The following is a 20,449-nucleotide window of genomic DNA, read 5'->3' as shown; positions in this document are numbered from 1 at the left end:
CTCGCCGCGCACCGCCACCGGCGCCCGCCGCTCATCCGCAACCCGGCGCTCGCCGCACCCTGCCACTCAGCGCCTCGCCGCGCCCCCCGCCACGCAGCGCCTCGCCGTGCACCTGCCGCCCGCGCTTCTCGGCGCACCCGACTCCCGACGCCTCTCGTCATGCCCGTTCGCCTCGGCCGGGCGGGCCAGGCCGAAGGACCTCCGGTGCCCTGGCCCGCAGATCCTTCGGCTTGGCACATGTGTCTCCGTGATGCGGTCAACCGTCTCGATCAGGGCCAACGCTCGTGTCCCGGAGAGGGCCTGCACGGGCGGTGGCCCGGCCGACCGGTGTGGAGTCCGACAGGCGGATCTCGACCGTCACGCGTACGTCGAGGCCATCGACCATGCAGCTCACCAGCCTGGCGCCGTTGGCCGACACCACCCGACCGGCAACCGGGCAGGCCACCGCCGAGCCGTCGACCGCCCACACCGCTGCGGCGAGCGCGCCCGCGTCGGCCGCGTTCTGCGCCCGATGCCGCGCGACGCGCGCGCTGCCCAGCCCGATCCCGACGACCAACGCCGCCACGAACACGACCCCGACCACAACCATCAGCAGCGAGATCGACCCGCGGTCCCGGCCCGGATGCCTCGCACGTGCCGACGTCACCGACACCGCACCTGCCGGCCCCGCCCTGCCCAACCCCATGGGCGCCGGACCTGCCGACCCGACCGTTGCCGACCTCGCCGTTGCCGACACCACCGACGCCCCACCTGCCGGCCCCGCCCTTCCCAACGCCGCAGGCACCGGACCTGCCGACGCCGCCGTTGCCGACACCGCAGGCACCGGACCTGCCGACGTCGCCGTTGCCGACACCGCGGGCGCCGGACCTGCCGACACCGCCGTTGCCGACACCGCGGGCACCGGACCTGCCGACACCGCCGACGCCCCACCTGCTGGCCCCGCCGTTCCCAGCGCCATAGGCACCGGACCTGCCGATGCCGCCCTTGCCGACGCCACCGACGCCCCACCTGCCGACGCCCCACCTGCCGACGCCACCACTGCCGACGCCATACCTGCCGACGCCGTTGCCGCACCCGCCGTTGCCACCGACGCCCCACCTGCCGCTGCCGGGGGCACCGGACCGCCCATTGCCACTGGCCGCGGCATGGACGGCACCGGCGACACGGCGAGGGCCGGCCGGCCCTTCACGGGTCCTCGCTCTCGGGCTCGACCAGCGCGACCGCCTCCTCCCGCAAGGTGATCGACGGCAGGGGGCCGAGACCGACCCGCTGCCGCACGGTCACCCGCACAAGGTCGCCGTCGCGTTGGACCGAGATCGTGACGCCCGGCGGCATGGCACCACGGCCGGTGGACTCCGGCTCGCCGCGGGCCGCCGCCCTTGCCGCCAGACCTGCCGCGTCGGTCAGGCGCACCTTGGCCGCTGAGGCGCTCCACCCGGCGAGGAAGATCAGCAGCAGGACGACGACTCCAGGAAGTGCCACGGCGAACTCGACCGTCGCCGACCCGCGGTCGTCGGCGCGGCCGCTGCGGAACGTCCAGCTCCGCCGGCGCCACGGACCCCCGCGACGGGCGCCACGATCCCGGTCGCTTCTCATCCCAGTGCCCCGCCGACCAGCCGGAACATGGCGTTGTACGTCGCATCCGACATCACGACCTTCAGCAGCACGGCGGCGAGTGCCACCCCGACGCCGATGACCAGGACGTATTCGATGCTGTGCGACCCACGGTCTCCCCTGCGGAAGGCACGGAGACGGGCGCGGAGGTTGTGCACTGGTGCTCCTTCACAAAATGACCACGTCGATCGACGAAACGAACAGGGACTCACAGCACGCTCAGCACGTCGCGGATGACCGCGGCGACCACCGGGACGACACCGATCAGCACGAACGCGGGCAGGAAACACACCCCGAGCGGCAGCACGACCAGCACGCCGACCCGTCGCGCCGACGCCTCGCCGGCCGCCGTCTTCGCGACGCGCAGGTCGGCCGCCTGCCGCTCGAGGGCCACCGTCAACGCCGTGCCCCGGTCGGCGCTGCGGGCGGCGACCCGGGAAAGCCGCCGCCCGCCGGGCAGGTCGGCCAGGTGCGCCCAGGCATCCCGCGGCGACGCACCGAGCCGCAGTGCCCGTCCGACGAGCGTCAACCTGGTCCCGACCGGCCCGCCGACGGCCTCCCCGACCACGATCGCCGCGCGATCGGGTGGCGCGCCGGTCCTCAACGCGGCGGCCAGGAGGTCCGTCGCGAACGGCAGGTCGCCCCGGGCCCTGGCCCGCTCCTGGCGGGTCTGCGGCGACTCCACCCGCCGCAGCGCCCGCTCCGCCGCGATCGCCGTGACGAGCCCGACCGCGATGCCCGCGATCCCGCCCAGCAGCAGGCCGACGGCCAGGGCGCAGCCGGTCGCGCACAGCCAGCGCCTCCCCCGGCTCATCACCGCACCTCCGCGACGACGGAACGGACCATCCGCCCGGTCCACAGCAGCCCGGCGCATTGCAGCGCGACGGCCGTGATCCCGCAGGCCGCGCCGAGCGGGGTGTGCAGCAGCTGACCGACGGGGTCGACGCCGATGCCGACGCCGAGCCACAGGCCAGCCGCGGGCAACCCGACCAGCAGCGTCGTCGTGGTCTGCGCACCCGAGGTCTGCGCCGCGAGGTTGAGCCGCAGGGCCTGACCGGCCCGCAGGTCCGCCTCGACCTGGTCGAGGAGATCGGCGAGCGGCGTGCCGAGCGCCTCACTGACGCGCCGGGCCGCCTCGAGCCGGGCCAGCGCCACCGAGACGGCCGCGTCCTCCCGCCTCCGCCCTCGCCCGCCGGGTGAGGGCCCGGCAGGTAGCACGGGGTCACCGGTGCCCGCCCGATGGCCACCCTCGTCGGCCGCCTCCCAGATCCGTCGAACGGTCGCCCCGAGACCCGGTCGGTCACCGGCGGCGGCGTACAGCTCCACGTCCGCCCCACCCGGATACGGCGCGGCGGTCGCATACGGCACCACGCCGGCCCGCAGATCGCCGACCGCGTCCTCGATCGCGTCGAGCAGCTCCGCCACCGCCCGATCGGCCGCCCGCCGGGTCAGATGGTGGCGGATGCCGATCAGCGCGACCGTGGCATACGCCGCGGACAGCACAGCGGCGACCGGACCACCGCCCAGCAGCCCGATCCCACCCGCGACCGCGCCGCCGGCGGTGACGACCACACCGGGCCGCTCGACCAGCGCGGCGGCCAGCCGATCCTTCGTCGGCCGGCGGCGTCGAGCGCCGGCCGTCCTGCGATGCCTGGAGAGCCGGTCGAGCCGCGTCCGTGCTCGGCGCCGCCGGAGCAGCAGCAGTCCGAAGCCGGCGGTCATCGCACCGCCGACGGCCAGGGCCAGGTCGACGGCGTTCATTGCCAGCCCTTCCCCGGCACGTGTCGCCACGGGCCCGACGGTCTGGGTGGCGTGACACCCCGGTCGGCGATCAGCATCTCCAACTGCTCGGACGCCGGTGCCGCGCCGCTGCCCCGCCGCCAGGCGGTGAGCACCACGGTGGTCCGCCGCTCCGGATGCGCGTCCAGGACACAGATCTCGCTGAGGAACCGGGTGCCGTCCGCGCTGCGCTGCAGGTGCACGACGACCCGCAACGCGGCGTGGACGAGGGCGTGCAGTGCCGCTCTCGGCACGCCGCCCAGCAGCCCGAGGGCCTCCAGCCTGGCCGGCACGTCGGCGGGCGAGTTGGCGTGCAACGTGGCCGCCCCACCCTCGTGACCGGTGTTGAGCGCGCCGAGCAGGTCGACGATCTCGGCGCCGCGGCACTCGCCGACGACCAGCCGGTCGGGACGCATCCGCAGGGCCTGGCGGACCAGGTCCCGCAGGGTGATCTCGCCGGCGCCCTCCACGTTGGACATCCGCGACTGCATCGAGACCACGTGCGGGTGCGCGAACCGCAGCTCGGCGGCATCCTCGACGACGACGAGCCGCTCGGTGGGCGGGGCAAGGGAGAGCAGCGCCGCGAGCACCGTGGTCTTGCCGGTGCCCGTGCCGCCCGTCACCAGGAACGGAATCCGGGCCGCGATGATCGACGCGAGCAGCCGGGCCGCACCCGGGTCGAACGTGCCGCGCGCGATGAGCTCGTCGACGGTGAACGTCTGCCGGCGAAACGTCCGCAGCGACAGATACGGCCCCTCGCGCCCGATCGGCGGCAGCACCGCGTGCAACCGGGTCCCGTCGGGCAGTTGCGCGTCGACGAACGGCGACGCGTCGTCCAGCCTCCGCCCGGCGCTGGCCGCGAGCCGCTGCGCGAGCCGGCGCACCTCGGCTGCGTCGCCGAACTGCCCGTTGGCCCGCCGCAGGCCGCCGCCCCGGTCGACCCACACTTCGACACCGTTGACGAGGACGTCTGTGACGGAAGGATCGGCGAGCAGCGGTGCGAGCCCGCCGGCACCGATCATCTCGCCGATGAGCCGGTCGGCCACCTGCCGGAGGGTGCTCTCGCCGAGCAGTGGCGCACCCGGCTCGGCGCGGACCGCCGCCAGCACCGCCCCTGGCGTCGGCTCGACGCTGTCGACGGTCATCCGCAACCGGACCCGCTCGACGAACTCGTCCGTAGGCAGGGTCACCACGCCGCCGTTGCGCCCCTCCAGGACCAGCGCGCTCATGCCGCCACCCCGCCGGCCAGGCCGAGGTCGCCGATGATCCGGCGGCACAGGTGGGCGAGCGGGCCGCGGCCGTTGCCCGCCGGTGGGGTGCCCTGCTCGAGCCGCCGCGGCAGGTCGGGCTCCGCGCGCAGCGTCCCGGCCACGGGCAGGCCCAGCGACTGGGCGATCTGCCTGGTGCGCAACCGGCCGGGCGCTGGACCGCGGACGACCAGCCGCAGCTCGTCGGTGTGCGGCGCGACGGTCGCGGCGACCCTGGCCGCCGCGACGCAGGCCCGCAGCTCGGCCGGCACGACCAGGAGGACCCGGTCGGCGGCGCGCAGGGCGAGGATCGCCGCGTCGTCCAGCGATCTGGGCAGGTCGGTGACGACGAGGTCGCGTCCGCGGCTGCCGGCGTCGAGGGCGGCGGCCATCGCGTCCTGCGAGAGGCCGCCGGGCTGGCCGCGGTCGCAGGACAGCACGGCGACGTCGCCGCGGCTCGGCAGGGCGGCGACGAGCGCGGGCGGGTCAACGGCGCCGCTCGTCGCCGCGAGGGCCGGCCAGCGCAGTCCGGCGACGTCCTCCCAGCCGAGAATCAGGTCGGCGCCGCCGCCGAGGGGGTCGGCGTCGACGAGCAGTGAGCGCAGGCCGACGTTGCCCGCGGTGATCGCCAGGCCGGCGGCGAGGACGCTGGCGCCGGCACCGCCACGCCCGCCCAGGACGGCGAGGATCCGGCCGCGGGCGGCGACGGTGACCGTGTGCCGCCGCGCCACCGTCGCGAGACAGTCCACGAGCCAGGCGGCGCCTTCGGGGAAGCGGACGATCTGCTCGGCGCCGACCGCGTGGGCGAGCGCCGTCACGCGGTCCGGCTGCGGGTCGCGGGTGAGCAACACGACCCCACGCCGGCGGGGCAGGCCGGCCTGGGCGCAGGCCGGCGCCGCAGCGTCGCCGATCAGGACGATCGGCGCGTCGGGATATCGGTGCCGGGCGGGTTCCGGTCCGGGTTCGACGTCGACGTCGAGCGGGACCCTGGCGGCCAGGCCGAGCACGTCGTCGAGCAGGTCGAGGTCGTCGGTGACGAGCAGCGGTCGATGTCGGGCCACGGCGTGCTCCATGGTGTCGGCGGGCTGGTGGACTGCGCACACCATGGCTCCGACACGGTGGGGACGGCTGGGCCGCCGAGCCGTTTCTGTGGATAACCCGCTGCTTGTGGATAACCTCCGCGTCCACAGTCGATCTGCTATGCCAGTCCGGACAAATAGGGCGCAACACGGCGTCCGACTCGCTGGCCGTACCAGCGAAAAACCGATGCATGCCAAAACGGTCGAAGAGGCAAAATTCGTGAACGCTCAACAAAGCATCCGGCGTCAATGCTCTATAACCCGACCATTAGTCGGTGCCATGGCGCAGAAAGCCATATGGCAGATGCAATACATAGGGGACGACCCCCGCCGGGGGGTGACGGGGGTCGCCGGGGGTTCGGCTCCGGGGGGGTCGAGCCGAACCCACTCAGCGGCTACGGGGGGTGCAACCGCTGAGGGTCGAATAACGGGTCGCTGTCGCTTGGACGTGAAACCTCGTCGCAAACATAAGCATGCCTGAGTGAACCGCCATACGTCGAGTAGGACCGGCCCGCAACACGCCCAGAACGCCAATCAATATTTCACGCTGCGGTAATCATCCGTGATCAACCCCACGCCGAGAGTGATCCACCAGGTCCGGGCCCCACGCCGGGTCCCACGACGCTACACTTGCCCGCCGTGGGGCGTAGCGCCGCTTTCTTCGACCTGGACAAGACGGTGATCGCCAAGTCAAGCGCCTTGGCCTTCGGTCGACCGTTCTATCGCGATGGGCTGATCAGCCGCCGCGACGTGATCAAGGGTGCCTACGCGCAGCTGCTGTTCCGCGTCGGCGGCGGCTCCGACGAGCAGACGATGGCCAAGACGCGGGACTACCTCGCCGCCCTGGTCAAGGGCTGGCGCGCCGAGCAGGTCCGGCAGATCGTGCGGGAGACGCTCGAGGAGCTGATCAGTCCGTACATCTACGCGGAGGCCGTGCTCCTGATCGAGGAGCACCGGGCCGCCGGCCGCGACGTGGTCCTGGTCTCGACGTCCGGCGACGAGATGGTGCGGCCGATCGGCGAGCAACTGGGCGTCACCGACATCATCGCGACCCGCATGGTCATCGGGGAAGACGGCTGCTACACCGGAGATCTCGACTTCTACGCGGCCGGACCCAACAAGGTGGTCGCGGTCAAGGAACTCGCGGCCGAGCGCGACTACAACCTTGCCACGTGTTTCGCCTATTCCGACTCGGTGACCGACGCGGGTCTTCTGGGCCTCGTCGGGCATCCGACGGCCGTCAATCCCGACCGCGGTCTACGCAAGATCGCCATCGAGCGCGGCTGGCCGACACTCACGTTCCGCCACCCGATCCCGCTCGGCCGGCGCCTGCGGGAGCGTCCGGCGGTGCCGGTGACGGCCGCGGCCATCGGCGTCGGCGTGGGCCTGGCGATCGCGTTCGCCCTGTACAGCAAGCACCGCCGGACGAAAGCGGCCGTCACCGCGGCATGATCACATCAGCACCATCAGTCACATTTTGCGGCTGAGGGGTTCCGCTCATGGAGGTCACGGCGTAGAACAGAGGTGCGGGATCTGCAACGGATCTCGTGCACGGCCACCGGGCACCCACGAGCGATCAGCCGCGGTAGGCACGTTGCGGCGGCACCGTAAGGACCGCCGACAACGAACGCAAAGTGCACGCATGGTAACCCGGTAGGACGTGTGTGACGGCGCCTCTTGTCGAGGCGCCGTTCACTGTGCGTAGGCGGCGCTCTCGCAGATGTCCACCAGCTCCTCCGCCGCCCGCTCGGCCGCGCTCGCATAGTGCCGCAGCCACGAGCGCAGCCCGTCCGGCGTGCCGGTCGCAAAGGCGTTGGCCGCGCCCACATACTCCGGCTCGCGGCTACGGTGGCCGACATCCATCGCCAGCAGGCCGCGAGGGTCCAACCCACCACCGATCAGCGTCAACCGCGCCGCGGCACGCGCCACCACTCCGTTCGGACCCTCAAAAGCCTTCAAAGCCAGAAGCTCCCCGTGTACGACCGCAGCCTGCACCAGCACAGGAACCCTGGTCCCACCCGTGACGAGCGAGGACAGCGCGTCCAGCCGCGGCACGGACTCCGGTTTGACGGGGCGACCGAGCCACGCCTCGGGCACGACGTCGCGCGCGATCAGGGTGTGGAGCCTGGCGAGCACCTGGCGGGGCGCCTTGGCCCACGTGCCGGTCAGACCGTCGAGGGCGGCGGTCGCCCGCAACGCACCCTGGACGACCGGGTCGGTCACGACCCCCGCCCGCACCCCTTCCAGGTCGAACCCGTGCGTGTCCAGCGCCGCGCTGGCGACGGACGAGCGCAGCGCCACCTCGGCGGCCACGGGCCCGCCCGAGCGGCGCAGGGCGCGGTGGCGCATGGCGGCGTCGACGGCGGCCCGGGCCGCGTCGAAGGCGGGCCGGACATCGGCGAGTTCAAGGAGTGGAGCGAGTGGGTCAACCTGCACGGGCAAACGGTATCGTGCCTCTACTGGTAACAATGCTTACAGAAGTGCCCGGCGCTCCACAGGCGCCACTCAGCGCAGAAGACTCGCAAACTGTCACACCCCCCAACTAGCCTGCTTGCGAGAGCTGGACCACATCGAGGAGCCATCACCGATGAGCGAGACCTTGGAAAACCTTCTCAACGAGACACGGCAGTTCCCGCCGTCTGCCGAGTTCGCCGCCGCCGCCAACGTGACGGAGGGTGCTTATGCCGAGGCCAGGCAGGACCGGCTCGCGTTCTGGGAGCGACAGGCCCACCGGCTGAGCTGGGCCAAGGAGTGGGACCAGGTGCTTGACTGGACCAACCCGCCGTTCGCGAAGTGGTTCGTGGGCGGTCAGCTCAACGTGGCGTACAACTGCCTCGACCGGCACATCGAGGCCGGCCGCGGCGACAAGGTCGCCATCCACTGGGAGGGCGAGCCCGGCGACACCCGCACCATCACCTATGCCGACCTGCACCGCTCGGTGTGCCAGGCCGCCAACGCGCTGACCGATCTGGGCGTCACCGCCGGCGACCGGGTCGCAATCTACCTGCCGATGATCCCCGAGGCGGCCGTCGCGATGCTCGCCTGCGCGCGCATCGGCGCGACCCACAGCGTGGTCTTCGGCGGCTTCTCCGCCGACGCGCTCGGCGGCCGCGTGGACGACGCCAGCGCCAAGGTCGTCATCACCGCCGACGGCGGCTTCCGCCGGGGCAAGCCCAGCGGGCTCAAGGTGATCGTCGACGAGGCCGCGGCCAAGTCGCCCAGCATCGAGAAGGTGCTCGTGGTGCGCCGCACCGGCCAGGACGTCGACTGGGACGACAGCCGCGACCTGTGGTGGCACGAGGTCGTGGAGACCGCCTCCGCCGAGCACACGGCGCAGCCGTTCGACGCCGAGCACCCGCTGTTCATCCTGTACACGTCCGGCACCACCGCGAAGCCCAAGGGCATCCTGCACACCACCGGTGGCTACCTGACCCAGGCGAGCTACACGCACAACGCGGTGTTCGACCTGAAGCCCGACACCGACGTGTATTGGTGCACCGCCGACATCGGCTGGGTGACCGGTCACAGCTACATCGTCTACGGCCCGCTGTCCAACGGCGCCACCCAGGTCATGTATGAGGGCACGCCCGACACCCCGCACCGCGGCCGCTTCTGGGAGCTGATCCAGAAGTACAAGATCACCATTCTGTACACGGCCCCGACCGCGATCCGCACGTTCATGAAGTGGGGCGACGACATCCCCGCCGGCTTCGACCTCTCGTCGCTGCGCCTGCTGGGCTCCGTCGGCGAGCCGATCAACCCCGAGGCCTGGATGTGGTATCGGGAGCACATCGGCGGCGATCGCTGCCCGATCGTCGACACCTGGTGGCAGACCGAGACCGGCGCCATCATGATCTCCCCGCTGCCGGGCGTCACCGCCACCAAGCCGGGCAGCGCCATGCGCCCCCTGCCGGGCATCTCCGCCGACGTCGTCGACGACCAGGCCCAGTCCGTCCCCGACGGCGGCGGTGGCTACCTGGTCCTCCGCGAGCCCTGGCCGTCGATGCTGCGCACCATCTGGGGCGACGACGAGCGGTTCAAGGAGACGTACTGGTCCCGCTTCCAGGACATGTATTTCGCCGGCGACGGCGCCAAGAGGGACGCCGACGGCGACCTGTGGCTCCTGGGCCGCGTCGATGACGTCATGCTCGTCTCGGGCCACAACATCTCCACCACCGAGGTCGAGTCCGCGCTCGTCAGCCACCCGAAGGTCGCCGAGGCCGCCGTCGTCGGCGCCACCGACCCGACCACCGGCCAGGCGATCGTCGCGTTCACCATCCCGCGCGGCGGCGTCGAGACCGACGGCGAGGCCGGCGAGGCCCTCATCCAGGAGCTCCGCAACCACGTCGCGAAGACCCTGGGCCCGATCGCCAAGCCCCGCCAGATCATGCTCGTCCCGGAGCTCCCGAAGACCCGTTCCGGGAAGATCATGCGTCGCCTGCTGCGCGACGTCGCCGAGAACCGCAGCCTCGGCGACGTCACCACCCTGCAGGACTCGACCGTCATGGACCTGATCTCCTCAGGCCTGCAGTCCGGCAAGTCGGAGGACTGACGACCGCTTCCTGAACCCCTGGGCCGACGGCATTCCCGCCGGCCCAGGGGTCGAGATCGGACGTCGCTTGGCGGGTGGAACCGGGGCGCCGTCAGGCCGACTGGAGCCGGGCACCGATCGCGCCGGCGTGGGGAGCGGGAACACCACGAGGCCAGCGCACAGCCCGACAGGCCGGGTCGGGCGCCGCCCGTTCCGACGTGGAAGCGGACACCACGAGGCCAGCGCACAGCCCGACAGGCCGGGCCAGGTTCGGGTCGGGCGCCGCCCGTTCCGACGTGGAAGCGGACACCACCGGGCCACCGCGTGGTCCGACACTGCCGGGCCACCTTCGACCACACCCCGAAAGATCATCGCTGGATTGCCTGGCGACCGGTTCGGTGTCCCAGCTGCGAAACTGCCGGTTGAAGTGAGCCACGGGAGCTTGCCCCCCGCGGTCGTCACCACATACCTCAGGTCGTGTCCGCCGGCATCGCGTACGTCCACCCGGCCCCCGTCCGGCAGCCACGATCGCGGCGCACCACCCTTCCCGAAGCGACGGCTTCGGCTGGGTCGTGTCAGCGGTGGTGGTGTACGAGCGTTCGGATGGCGCCTTGGATCGCGACGAGCCGCCGCCACGTTCCGGTGAAAGCGTGAAGCGCAGGGCGTCTCCACGGCCCCCACCCCTTCACGCTTTTCTGGCGGGCATCCGCATGGTGTTCCCGGCCTAGGGCTTTCCGCCGACGCCAGCCTGGTGACCGTTCGCGACGTCCGACGCCCAGGCCCGCCGCCTGCCGGGCGGGTGGTCGGGCGGGTGGCCGGGTGGTCGTGCGGCGTGATCGAAGTCGTGGACGGGCTGTGCGGACAGCCGGCCCGCGTTTTCGATCACCAGGAAGATCCTCTCCCGGCGGGAACAAGCGGGCGAAGACGCTGACCCGGGCCTCGGCAGCGCCGGATCGCACGCCGGACGAGCGGGGGTCGTCGCCGGACTTCTCCACAACCGGAAGGATCCCAGGGCACCTGACCCTGGACATCGTTGCGCTTGTTGCGCCATCACCCGTTGGGCCCGCACAGTTCGAAGTCGCGGACCGGCCGTCCGGACGGGCCACGGGACGACTTCGATCCAGCCGTGCGCGAGCAATCACGACCGCGTACGCGGGCCGCAGGACGCGACGGCGGCGCGGCCGAAGCGGGCAGGCAAGCGGCCTCACACCACTGCAAGCGGACACGACCGCACCCGGGGATCTTCGGGTTGTGGAGATCCAGCAACGACGCCGCATGGTCGCCGGCCGGCCGTCCGCACAGCCGGTGGGCGACTTCGATCATCGAAGCGGGACGAAAAGCACACATGGAACCGGACGGTCTAGGCGGCCGCTGGGGGCAATTCCGGCGTGCCGGGCGCCGAGCGCGCTGCATCGAAGGCGAGCAGAGGAAAGGGGCGGTCCCCGGGACCGGGACCGCCCCTACGCACGCGTAGGTGGAGCTACGCGTAAATCTTGACCGGTGTGTAGGTCTGGCGGGGGAAGATCTGCCCGACCTCGGCATCCGTCAGGCCGAACCGGCCCTGTGCCACCGATCCGAACACGCTGAACATGTTGTTCATCTCCGGCAGGTCGCCGTTGACGAGGGTGGCGGTGCCGTTCCAGGTGCCGATGAGCTTGCCGGCGAGCTTCTTGCCGGACAGGACGATGACGCCGCCGCCCTTGCCGTGGTCGGTGCCGCCGCCGTTCTCCGCGACGCGCCGGCCGAACTCGGTGGAGACCATGACCGTGACGTTGGCGGCCAGGTCCTTCAGGTCGTCGAAGAAGGCGGCCATGCCGGCGGCGAGCTCGCCGAAGTGCTGGGCCACGTAGCCACCGCGGGTGCCCTGGTTCTCGTGGGTGTCCCAGCCGCCCATGCCGATCGTGGCGATGCGGACGTTGGCGCCGCCCTTGATGAGCTGCGCGAGCTCCTTGAAGGCGTTGCCGACACCCGTGTACGCGACGCCCGGTTCGGGCTCGTAACGCTTCTGGGACAGGGTCGACGCCAGGGTGAGCGCGTCGATGCCCGCCTTGACCGGGGCTTCGATCGGGTGGTTGGTGCCGGTGAAGAGCTTCTGGATCGCGTCGACGGTCGGCTGCTTGTACTTGCCGTCGCCGTTCACGTTCAGGGAGGCGACGTTGTTCAGCGCGAGCGCGCCGCCGCCGCCGACGAGGGAGCGGGGCAGGGTCGAGCCGATGCCGATGGCGCGGAAGGCGGTGCCGGGTCCGAGCTTGTCGGCGAGGTTGGTGAGCCAGCCCATGCCGCCGGTCTCGGCGGGGAGGCCGCCGAGCTGGCAGATGTCGGTCGCGGAGAAGTGGCTTCGGTCGAGGCGCCGGTCGCTGACGGCCGGGATGAAGGCCAGCTGGCCCATGTCCAGGTACTTCTTCAGCGGGGTGAAGGACTGGTTGAGGCCGAACCCGCGCTCGAGGGGGATCGAGCCGTTCTCCGGCAGCGTGAAGCTGGGCCGGACCCGGTTCAGCACGGCGTCGTTCATCGGGGCGAAGAGCGAAAGCCCGTCGGCGCCGCCGTACAGGAACACGTGGATGAGCGTGCCCGTCGGGGTGGCCGCGAAGGACGCCTGGGTGGTCAGGAACTGGCTGGTGGCGAGCGCGGTCGTGGTGGCCGCCGCGCCGACGAAGAACCGCCGGCGGGTGACGCCCTTGCCGTCGTCCTGCTCATCCTCCTGGCGGGCCAGCTCGAGGTACTCGTCGCGGGTCGCCTTCTGCTCCTCCTGGACCGCCACGGCTTCGGCGCGCAGCGCGGCCTCGAACTGGTTCGGGCCGAGCTTGAGCAGGTCGGGGCACTCAGGGTGCAGTGACGGGTGTTGTGCGCGCACTGTCTTCTCCATTGGGATGCCTCGACTTACCGGAGGTGGTGGTGGGGAGTGGCGAAGATGGCCCGGACCACGGACGCGATCGCACCGTTGAACGTGGCGTCGACGGGCGTGGTCGCCGTCGTCGTCGGGCTGACGATGTGCAGGATCGCCATGCGCCGGTCGTTGTCGAGCGTGACGTTGATCAGTTTCTTCGTCAGCGCGTCGAGGTAGGGGCCCGCGGTGGCCGGCGGGCTGGCGATGATGGCTTCGGGCTTCGGCCAGGTGAACTGGCGACGGCCGCCGGTGATGGCGGTGTACGCGTCGTTCCACTGGTTGACCATCGTGCCGGCGGAGGTCCACGCCACGTACACGTCGGGGTAGCCGTTGGGGGTCGGCAGCTCCATCGGCGCGTGGCCGAACTCCTCGAGCTTGCGCTTGATGTCACCGAGGCCCTGGACCATCGGGCTGAGGTTCGTGTTGTTCGACGTGAAGCCGGCCGGCGCGTCGGCGCCGATCTCCAGCGCGCGGTACGTGGCGGTCAGGTACTCGCCGGGGCGGCGGGCCTTCTGGCCGACGGACTCCCAGAACTCGGTGCGGCTCAGCATGGTCATGAGCACGGCCGGGATGTTGCTCTTCTTCTCCAGGTACGTCTTGGCCATCGCGTCGACCAGCGACTTCGGCGGGACGTCGGAGACGAACCGGGTCGCGAGGTTCTGCGCCATGTACCGCGCCGTGTTCGGGTGCAGCGCCAGGTAGCGGAAGTACGCCTCCTGGACGGCCTCGCCACCGGCGGCGTCCGGGTTCGCGTGCGAGAAGCCCATGATCTTGACCGGGCCGACGTAGTGCTGCTCCGGGCGGTACACGTACTGGTTGTCGCGGACGCTGCGGCCGGTCTGCAGCATGGCCGCCTGCCGGACGTCGGTCTCCGTGTAGCCGTTGAAGGCGCCGACCGTGTAGAGCTCGAGGTTCTCGCGGGCGAGGTTCTCGTTGATCTGGTCCTTCGAGGACTCGTCCTGGTCGAGGTACTTCAGCAGCGCCGCGTGCTTGTTGCCGGCCACGAACATGTCCACGTAGTTGCCGAGCGCGTGCTTGCGGATGACGTCGCGCTCGAACGAGGCGCGGGTCAGCTCGTTGCCCTCGTGGAAGGCCGCGACGTGGAAGTAGTCGCCGAAGAAGTCGACCATCATCTCGAAGAGCTGGCGGTCGGAGAAGAGCTGCTTGGCGATCGCGTACCGGACGTTCTGCTCGTCCGCCTGGATGCCCTTCTTGTCCAGGTCCTCGCGCTGCGCCTTGAGCTGCTCGTAGGTCATGGCCCAGGTGACGAGCTCGGCGTCGGCCTTCTGCTCGCCCCGGGTCAGGGGGATCGTCTCGGGCTTGAGCTGCTTGGCGATCCACCCGTTGATGCCGAGCTTGTTGATGTCGGCGATCGTCTTGGCGTTCGGCCCGAAGGTGAGGCGGCCCGCGAGGTGCCGGACCGGGTCCTTGGTCGGCAGCACGGTCTTCGCGGTGACCTTGGCGTTCTTGGCCGCGTCGGCCGGCGTGCCGAACGAGTTGCCCTTGGTCGGCGTGTTCTTGCGGATGCCGAGGCCGGCCTGGCCGTTCATCAGGCTCTGGTTCTGGTCGACGTACGCGGGAGCAGCGGTGTCGACGGGCGTCTCGGCGCCGGTGTTGGCGGGGTCGGTGCCCTCACCGAAGAACTGGGTGACGGCGTAGGCGCCACCACCGATCAGGGCGGCCGCGCCACCGCCGATGGCGATCATCGCCGTGCGGCGGCGCCAGTTCGACGGCTCCTCGTCATCGAAGTCTTCGTCCTCGATGTCGGGCAGGTTGTTGCCGCCGCCGTAGTTACGGGCCGCGGGATCGTAGAAGTGCGGGCCGGAGCCGCCGCGGTCGGCGGGCATCGCGCCCTGCCGGTCGTAGCCGCGCGGGCCGCCGGCGCCACCCTGGGGGCGCCGACCGCTGCCGGTCTGGTCCTCGTAGCCGGACTCGTAGTACGAGTCGGCGTACGGGTCGTAGTTACCGTCAGGGCCCTGTCCCGGGCGCCGTCTCGGCACGTCTCGCTCGTTCATCTACAAATCCCGATTCCGACGATGTGGGGGCTCACGTGCGTCGATCGGGAAGTTAGTGGGTGCCAGGAGCAGGTACAACCCGTGCATGAAGCGTTCTGACCAGGACTTAAGGAGCCTTGCGGCGACCCAGGGTGAAGATCGCCGCAACCCTGCCCCACTTAACCGAGCTGAGCTGCTGAAACACCCGTTTCAGAGATCGCTGCGGAGGGCCGTGGGAACGCGATCAGCACAGGTACATTTAAGGTGGGCCTGCACCACAGAGCTCAGGCGAAAAGTCCGGAAAGCCGGATCTCGTGATACGTATCGGCTTGGCACGGCGGCCCGGCGGCGATCGACATCCGGCGCTCGTCGAGGTCCAGCACGACGGCATAGAGCGACTCCGACCGGTCCTCGTCCGTGAGCGCATCCACGTCGTGGCGGCAGATGGACTGCGGGTAACCGCCGTGGTCCGCCAGCACCGACTGCAGATCCTTCTCGGCAAGCACACCCGACCCGAGCAGGCGGCGCGCCCGGGCGCTCCGGAAGAACGACGCACTGCCGAAGTCACGCAGCGTGTCGTGCACGGTCGGCAGCGCCTCGAAGTGGTTGGCGTGCGTAATCACGCCGTCGACCGGATTCAGTACACCCACATCACCGGGAGCTACCTCCACATCGATGATCTCCCCCGGTACACCCGCCGCAAATGCCTGGCCGAGCAACATGTTGATGCTCGCGCTGCGTGGGGTGGAGCACGCGACCCGCAGCGCCGAGCCGAGCACGCGCTGCTCGAGCACGGCCCGGAGCAGCACGTGATAGGGCACGCCGCCCGGCCGGCCGTCGCGGTCGCTGGTGAGCAGGTTGACGCAGACGCCCAGGCCGGCGTCGTTGAACCCGGTCTTGGCGAGCATGCCGGCCTCGGTCAGCGTGAGCACCGCCGATCCACGCTCGTCCCGGGTGGCCAGCAGCAGCGTGTACGGCCGTTGCGCCGGGTGCCAGTCCCAGTTCTGCGCGAGGATGGTGTGCCCCGAGGCCGTCCGCGCGTCCAGGACGCCGATCGAGGTGCACTCGGTGTTGCGGTAGAGCAGTTCGGTCCGCCCGTTGAGCGCGTAGATCTCCTCGACCGGGACGCCGGCGCCCTCCGCGACGCCGTCCAGCATCTCCGCGATCCGCGGCGCGTGCTGCCGGGACGCGGCACGGAACAGGGTCCCGGCGCGCCGGACCGCCGGCCGATCCAGGCCCGTCGCGGCGAACCGCTCCAGATAGTTCGCGGTGTTCGCGGCGATCATGGACCGGGCGGCGACACCGTACGCGACGCCACACTCACCGGGCGTACCCTCGACTTCAACCAGCGGCAACGGCAGGCTCATGCGCTGAACGCTAAGCGTGACCGACCCCTGCCGAGAACCCTCGGCGTCGCGGATCACAGCCGGTCGCCTGGCAGAGTTCTTGGCCGCGGGGCCCTACGCTGAGCCACATGAACCCCTCGGTTGACGACACGTGCGTCATGATCGACGGGCCGTGGTCGCACCGCTTCGTCAGCGCCAACGGCACGAGGTTCCACGTCGTGGAAGCAGGCACCGGTCCGCTGGTGCTGTTCCTGCACGGCTTTCCCGAGTTCTGGTATGCCTGGCACAACCAGCTCACCGCGATCGCCGACGCGGGCTTCCGGGCCGTCGCGGTCGACCTGCGCGGGTACGGCGCCAGCGACAAGCCACCACGCGGTTACGACGGGTACACGATGGCGGGCGACGTCGCCGGCCTGATCCGCGCCCTGGGCGAGCGCAGCGCGCACCTCGTCGGCGCCGGCTACGGCGGCATGATCGGCTGGGCCACCGCGGCGTTCCACCCGAAGCTGGTCCGGCGCCTGGTTGTCCTCGGCGCGGCCCACCCGCTGCGGCTGCGCGCCGCGCTGGCCACCGACCCCCGCGGCCAGCTCGCCGCCGCCAGGCCGGTGCTGAAGTTTCAGCTGCCCCGCTTCGAGCACATCCTGACCAGGAACAACGCCGCGCTCGTCGGCGAATACATGGCGATGTGGGGCGGCCCGGACTGGGTCGGCACCGATGAATACCGCGACTACGAGCGCTGCTGCCGGGAGGCGATGCGCATCCCGCAGGCCGCATTCTGCGCGCTGGAGACGTATCGCTGGGCCGCCCGCTCGGCGTTGCGGTTGCAGGGGTACCGCTTCGTGAAGCAACTCCAGACGCCGATCACCGCGCCGACGCTGCAACTGCACGGCGCGCTCGACACCGCCGTGCTGCCCCGCACCGCTCAGGGCTCGGGACGCTACGCCCAGGCGGAGTACGAGTGGCGCCTACTGCCGGACGTCGGGCATTTCCCTCACCTGGAGCAGCCCGAGCTGATCACCGGCGAGATCCTGCGCTGGATGAAAACGGGCTAAACGCGATATTCCCGTAATTCACTGACGTCGGCGCGGGGGGCCCAGCCCTGGTAGACGCCGTAGTCGAACTCCTCCAGGCCGAGCTCGGCGGCAACGGTCGACTTGCCGCCCGTGTACTCGACCCGCAGCCACCCGTCGTGCTCGCCGAGCACGATGAACGGCTCGTCCCGCCAGAAGCACGTGGTGCGGACGTAGGCGAAGTCGACCTCACTCAGCGGCACGACCCGCCGGAACCGGCCGGCCCGCACCTCGTCGAAGCCTTCGCTCGGATCCGGTCGGTACAGGCGGACGTTGTCGCCGTCGGGGCTCGCCTCGTACTCCGCGCCCTGCCAGCGGGCCGCATAGCCGTCGCGGATCACAGCTCCTGGCCCTTCCGCCACGCCGGCCCGTCCGCGTCGAGGCGGGCGATCAGCTCCTGCCGGCCGTCGCGCCGCAGCCGCCACAGCTCCGCGTGATGCGGCAGTCGCGCACTGTCCACTTTGAACTCGGCGATCACGTCGCTGGTGTCACTCGGCGCGAACCCGTTGCCCCGGAACGGCGGGCGCTCGATGACCCAGCCCTCCATCGCCCGCATCGCCGCCTGGTGCGGTCCACCGTATGGGATCCGGTACAGGTCGCCGCGGTACGCCTTCCAGCGCAACACGTACGCCTCCTCGGCATCCGGCTTGAACGACGAACCCGCGTACCCCAGACCCAACGCCTGATACAGCTGCTCAGGCGTCTGCAGGTGCGCCACCTCACCGGCCCGGTGCACGAACCCGGACACCCGGTCGTACCCGCGTTCCAGATAGTAGGACAGCTGCTCGGGCGAGATCGGCTTCTGCATCAACAGCGGCCCGCTGGACGCCTGCGGCTCGAACGCCGGCCTCGGCTGCTGCGCCGGCTTCGCGGCCGCCGCCGGTGCCGCCTCGGGCTCGTCGACCCCGAGACCCAGCTCCGCCGCCCAGGTCGCGAGCTGGACCACCTCCGTGCCCGGCAGCACCGCCCCGATCGGCGAGTCCGGATTGACCGCGAACGCCAGCTGGTCCCCCGGCGGCCAGTTCCGGATCAACCGGGTGAACTTGATCCAGCTCGCCTGCGTGTCCGCGAGCCGGTCCGCCAGCCGCTCCGCCGACGTGAACACGACCAGGTGCGGCAGCCCGTTCATGTGCTCGGTCCGCCACGACGCCGGGTCGATCGGCCCCTCACCGGACCACCCCGGCACCAGGATCTTCGCCAGCAGCAGCGTCGACAGGAACCGGTCGGTGCTGTTGGCCTGCACCGCGTCGAACAGGTCCTGCTCCACGGTGTTCGCCGGCCGGAAGTCCCGCGCCTGCGCCGCCGCCGACTTCACGGGCACCGTCGCCGGCGTTGCGGGCGTTTGTGCGGGCGCTTCCCCGTCGACGATCTCGGCATGCGGCCGCACCGGGGCCTCGTTGACGACCTCGGGCTCGTACACCGACTCGAAGAACGACCTGACTTCCTGCGAAGGAGCCGCTGTGGTGTCGTTTGCCGCCGGTGTACCCCCAGCGCCTTCCGCGCCACTGAAGAACGAAACCGGGGCGTCCCGCTCGGTCGCCGGTCCGCCGATCGCCTGGGTGGACTCGGTGTCCTCCCGATCGGTCCACGACTGCGCCTTACTGGTGGCGCTGGACCGGGCGACCCGCTCCTCGATGGCCCGCAACTGCTCGGCCAGCTCGCGGGCGGCGACCTCCTCGGCCGCCTTGGCCTGCGCGGCCCGCTCCTCGATCGCCCGCAGCTCCGCCGCCAGATCGAGCCCGGCTGAGCCTTCCGACGGCCGCCAGGGCTCGTACGCGCTCTGGCCGCTCTCCGCCGGGCCACCATCCTGCTCCTGGGCCAGCCAGCTCAGCGCGGCCCGTTGCTCGGCGGCCCGGTCGAGCGCCGCGCGGTCCCGCTCGGCCTCGGCCCGATCGGCAGCGGCCCGCTCAGCGGCGGCCTCCTGATCGGCCAGCTCACGGGCCCGCTGCTCGGCCAACTCACGGGCTTCGCGGTCGGCGAGCTCCTGGGCTTCGCGGTCGGCCAGTTCACGGGCTTCGCGCTCGGCGAACTCCCGGGCTTCCCGCTCGGCGAACTCCCGAGCTTCGCGGTCGGCCAACTCACGGGCGGCTTCCTGCGCGGCCAGTTCGCGGGCGGCCTCTTGGGCGGCAAGTTCGCGGGCGGCTTCGCGCGCTGCTTCCTGTGCCGCGATCTCCCGTGCTGCTTCGCGGTCGGCTTCCTGCGCCGCGAGCCGGCGGGCCTCGTCGCGTGCGGCCTGGTCACGGGCTTCCTGCGCCGCCTGCTCCAGTGCCGCCTGCGCCTGGGCCGCGTGCTCTCGCGCGGCCTGCGCACGAGCTTCGTCCGCCGCCTGCTCCCGCGCCGCCTGTTGCGCGGCGATCTCCCGCGCGACCTGGTCACGGTCGCTGTGCTCCAGCGCGCTCGGCCCCCACGGCGCCGGCTCGTGCGAGGGCTGTTCTCGTGCAGGCGCCGGCTGCCCGAACGGCCGGCCCGGCGCGTCGAACTCGGACGGCTCAGCGTCGGCAAAGAACGGATGCTCGTCCAGGTCGGAGACCCGCCCGAACCCAGCGGCCTTGGCCCTGCCCTTCACCGAACCGAACAGCGACCTGGGCTCGTTGACCGGCGCCTCGTCCGAACCGGTGGGCGGCTCATCAACCTCGGGTGCCTCAATGTCCAGCCGGCTGAACCCGGGCCGATCAAACACGGGCCGATCGAACGGCAACGGCGGCTCAGCCGGCGCCCGCCACGACGGCGCCTCACCTCGCCCCGCAACCTCGCCGCGCCCCGCCAGCTCGCCGCGCGCCGCATCGTCACGCACTGCCTCGCCCCGCGCCGCAACCTCGCCGCGCGCCGCAAAGTCACCACGGGCCGCGTCGCCGCGCCCCGCATCGTCCCACGCCGCAAAGTCACCACGGGCTGCAAGGCC

The 20,449-nt window shown here is 71.5% G+C and carries 16 protein-coding genes; 3 read left to right on the top strand and 13 right to left on the bottom strand.

Annotated elements, in window-relative coordinates:
- Positions 1-256: 256 nt before the first annotated feature.
- From Dsi01nite_RS29540 to ssd, 7 genes are all read right to left on the bottom strand, one after another.
- Positions 257-646 carry an Rv3654c family TadE-like protein gene (locus Dsi01nite_RS29540; protein ID WP_239136272.1) on the bottom strand — a complete coding sequence of 130 codons (390 nt, stop codon included), beginning with the start codon at positions 644-646 and terminating at the stop codon, positions 257-259.
- A gap of 539 nt (positions 647-1,185) precedes the next feature.
- Entirely contained in the window at positions 1,186-1,482 is a 297-nt protein-coding gene (locus Dsi01nite_RS29535; protein WP_203849565.1) for a TadE family type IV pilus minor pilin, read from the bottom strand.
- Positions 1,483-1,592: 110 nt separating this feature from the next.
- Positions 1,593-1,772, bottom strand: a complete 180-nt coding sequence (locus Dsi01nite_RS29530) for a DUF4244 domain-containing protein (protein WP_203849564.1) — start codon at positions 1,770-1,772, stop codon at positions 1,593-1,595.
- 50 nt (positions 1,773-1,822) lie between these two features.
- Positions 1,823-2,428 (bottom strand): type II secretion system F family protein, encoded by a 606-nt coding sequence (locus Dsi01nite_RS29525; protein WP_239136271.1) that lies wholly within the window; start codon positions 2,426-2,428, stop codon positions 1,823-1,825.
- Entirely contained in the window at positions 2,428-3,375 is a 948-nt protein-coding gene (locus tag Dsi01nite_RS29520) for a type II secretion system F family protein (RefSeq protein ID WP_203849562.1), read from the bottom strand. The genes Dsi01nite_RS29525 and Dsi01nite_RS29520 overlap by 1 nt, the downstream gene beginning before the upstream one ends.
- Positions 3,372-4,583, bottom strand: coding sequence for a TadA family conjugal transfer-associated ATPase (locus tag Dsi01nite_RS29515; protein WP_373318868.1), 1,212 nt, complete (start codon positions 4,581-4,583; stop codon positions 3,372-3,374). The genes Dsi01nite_RS29520 and Dsi01nite_RS29515 overlap by 4 nt, the downstream gene beginning before the upstream one ends.
- Before the next feature lie 35 nt (positions 4,584-4,618).
- The gene (gene ssd, locus Dsi01nite_RS29510) at positions 4,619-5,701 is read right to left on the bottom strand and encodes a septum site-determining protein Ssd (protein ID WP_373318866.1); all 1,083 of its coding nucleotides are present in this window, start codon (positions 5,699-5,701) and stop codon (positions 4,619-4,621) included.
- Between the two features lie 657 nt (positions 5,702-6,358).
- On the opposite strand from ssd, the gene Dsi01nite_RS29505 reads away from it, so the two are divergent.
- Positions 6,359-7,171 carry an HAD family hydrolase gene (locus Dsi01nite_RS29505; RefSeq protein ID WP_203849560.1) on the top strand — a complete coding sequence of 271 codons (813 nt, stop codon included), beginning with the start codon at positions 6,359-6,361 and terminating at the stop codon, positions 7,169-7,171.
- A 240-nt stretch (positions 7,172-7,411) separates the two neighbouring features.
- On the opposite strand, the gene Dsi01nite_RS29500 is transcribed toward Dsi01nite_RS29505, so the two are convergent.
- Positions 7,412-8,155, bottom strand: coding sequence for a Fic family protein (locus Dsi01nite_RS29500; protein ID WP_203849559.1), 744 nt, complete (start codon positions 8,153-8,155; stop codon positions 7,412-7,414).
- A gap of 151 nt (positions 8,156-8,306) precedes the next feature.
- Here Dsi01nite_RS29500 and acs point away from each other — a divergent pair, with 151 nt between their 5' ends.
- Complete coding sequence (gene acs, locus Dsi01nite_RS29495; protein ID WP_203849558.1) at positions 8,307-10,271, top strand: acetate--CoA ligase; 1,965 nt, start codon at positions 8,307-8,309, stop codon at positions 10,269-10,271.
- Positions 10,272-11,730: 1,459 nt separating this feature from the next.
- Here acs and Dsi01nite_RS29490 read toward each other — a convergent pair.
- The 3 genes from Dsi01nite_RS29490 to Dsi01nite_RS29480 all read right to left on the bottom strand — a co-directional run bounded on the left by Dsi01nite_RS29490 (position 11,731) and on the right by Dsi01nite_RS29480 (position 16,498).
- Positions 11,731-13,104 carry a DUF1501 domain-containing protein gene (locus tag Dsi01nite_RS29490; protein ID WP_239136270.1) on the bottom strand — a complete coding sequence of 458 codons (1,374 nt, stop codon included), beginning with the start codon at positions 13,102-13,104 and terminating at the stop codon, positions 11,731-11,733.
- Between the two features lie 26 nt (positions 13,105-13,130).
- Positions 13,131-15,137: a DUF1800 domain-containing protein gene (locus Dsi01nite_RS29485; RefSeq protein WP_239136269.1), complete on the bottom strand. Its 2,007-nt coding sequence runs from the start codon at positions 15,135-15,137 to the stop codon at positions 13,131-13,133.
- Positions 15,138-15,415: 278 nt separating this feature from the next.
- Positions 15,416-16,498, bottom strand: a complete 1,083-nt coding sequence (locus Dsi01nite_RS29480; RefSeq protein ID WP_203849555.1) for a C45 family autoproteolytic acyltransferase/hydrolase — start codon at positions 16,496-16,498, stop codon at positions 15,416-15,418.
- A 107-nt stretch (positions 16,499-16,605) separates the two neighbouring features.
- On the opposite strand from Dsi01nite_RS29480, the gene Dsi01nite_RS29475 reads away from it, so the two are divergent.
- Entirely contained in the window at positions 16,606-17,529 is a 924-nt protein-coding gene (locus tag Dsi01nite_RS29475; protein WP_203849554.1) for an alpha/beta fold hydrolase, read from the top strand.
- Here the strand turns inward: Dsi01nite_RS29475 and Dsi01nite_RS29470 are convergent.
- Together Dsi01nite_RS29470 and Dsi01nite_RS29465 are read right to left on the bottom strand one after the other, a co-directional pair.
- Positions 17,526-17,888: a UCP033725 family protein gene (locus tag Dsi01nite_RS29470; RefSeq protein WP_203849553.1), complete on the bottom strand. Its 363-nt coding sequence runs from the start codon at positions 17,886-17,888 to the stop codon at positions 17,526-17,528. The two genes, Dsi01nite_RS29475 and Dsi01nite_RS29470, sit on opposite strands and share 4 nt — an antisense overlap.
- Complete coding sequence (locus Dsi01nite_RS29465; RefSeq protein ID WP_203849552.1) at positions 17,885-20,227, bottom strand: hypothetical protein; 2,343 nt, start codon at positions 20,225-20,227, stop codon at positions 17,885-17,887. The genes Dsi01nite_RS29470 and Dsi01nite_RS29465 overlap by 4 nt, the downstream gene beginning before the upstream one ends.
- Positions 20,228-20,449: the final 222 nt, after the last annotated feature.

The sequence above is a fragment of the Dactylosporangium siamense genome, assembly GCF_016862795.1.
Lineage (GTDB): Bacteria > Actinomycetota > Actinomycetes > Mycobacteriales > Micromonosporaceae > Dactylosporangium > Dactylosporangium siamense.
Note: the sequence above shows the minus strand (reverse complement) of the source record. Positions and strands in the feature narration are given on the sequence as shown.

Excerpts from the sequence above, each read along its gene's own strand:
- acs (WP_203849558.1), top strand. The coding sequence starts at position 8,307 with ATGAGCGAGACCTTGGAAAACCTTCTCAACGAGACACGGCAGTTCCCG.
- Dsi01nite_RS29480 (WP_203849555.1), bottom strand. The coding sequence starts at position 16,498 with ATGAGCCTGCCGTTGCCGCTGGTTGAAGTCGAGGGTACGCCCGGTGAG.
- Dsi01nite_RS29475 (WP_203849554.1), top strand. The coding sequence starts at position 16,606 with ATGAACCCCTCGGTTGACGACACGTGCGTCATGATCGACGGGCCGTGG.
- Dsi01nite_RS29525 (WP_239136271.1), bottom strand. The coding sequence starts at position 2,428 with ATGAGCCGGGGGAGGCGCTGGCTGTGCGCGACCGGCTGCGCCCTGGCC.
- Dsi01nite_RS29520 (WP_203849562.1), bottom strand. The coding sequence starts at position 3,375 with ATGAACGCCGTCGACCTGGCCCTGGCCGTCGGCGGTGCGATGACCGCC.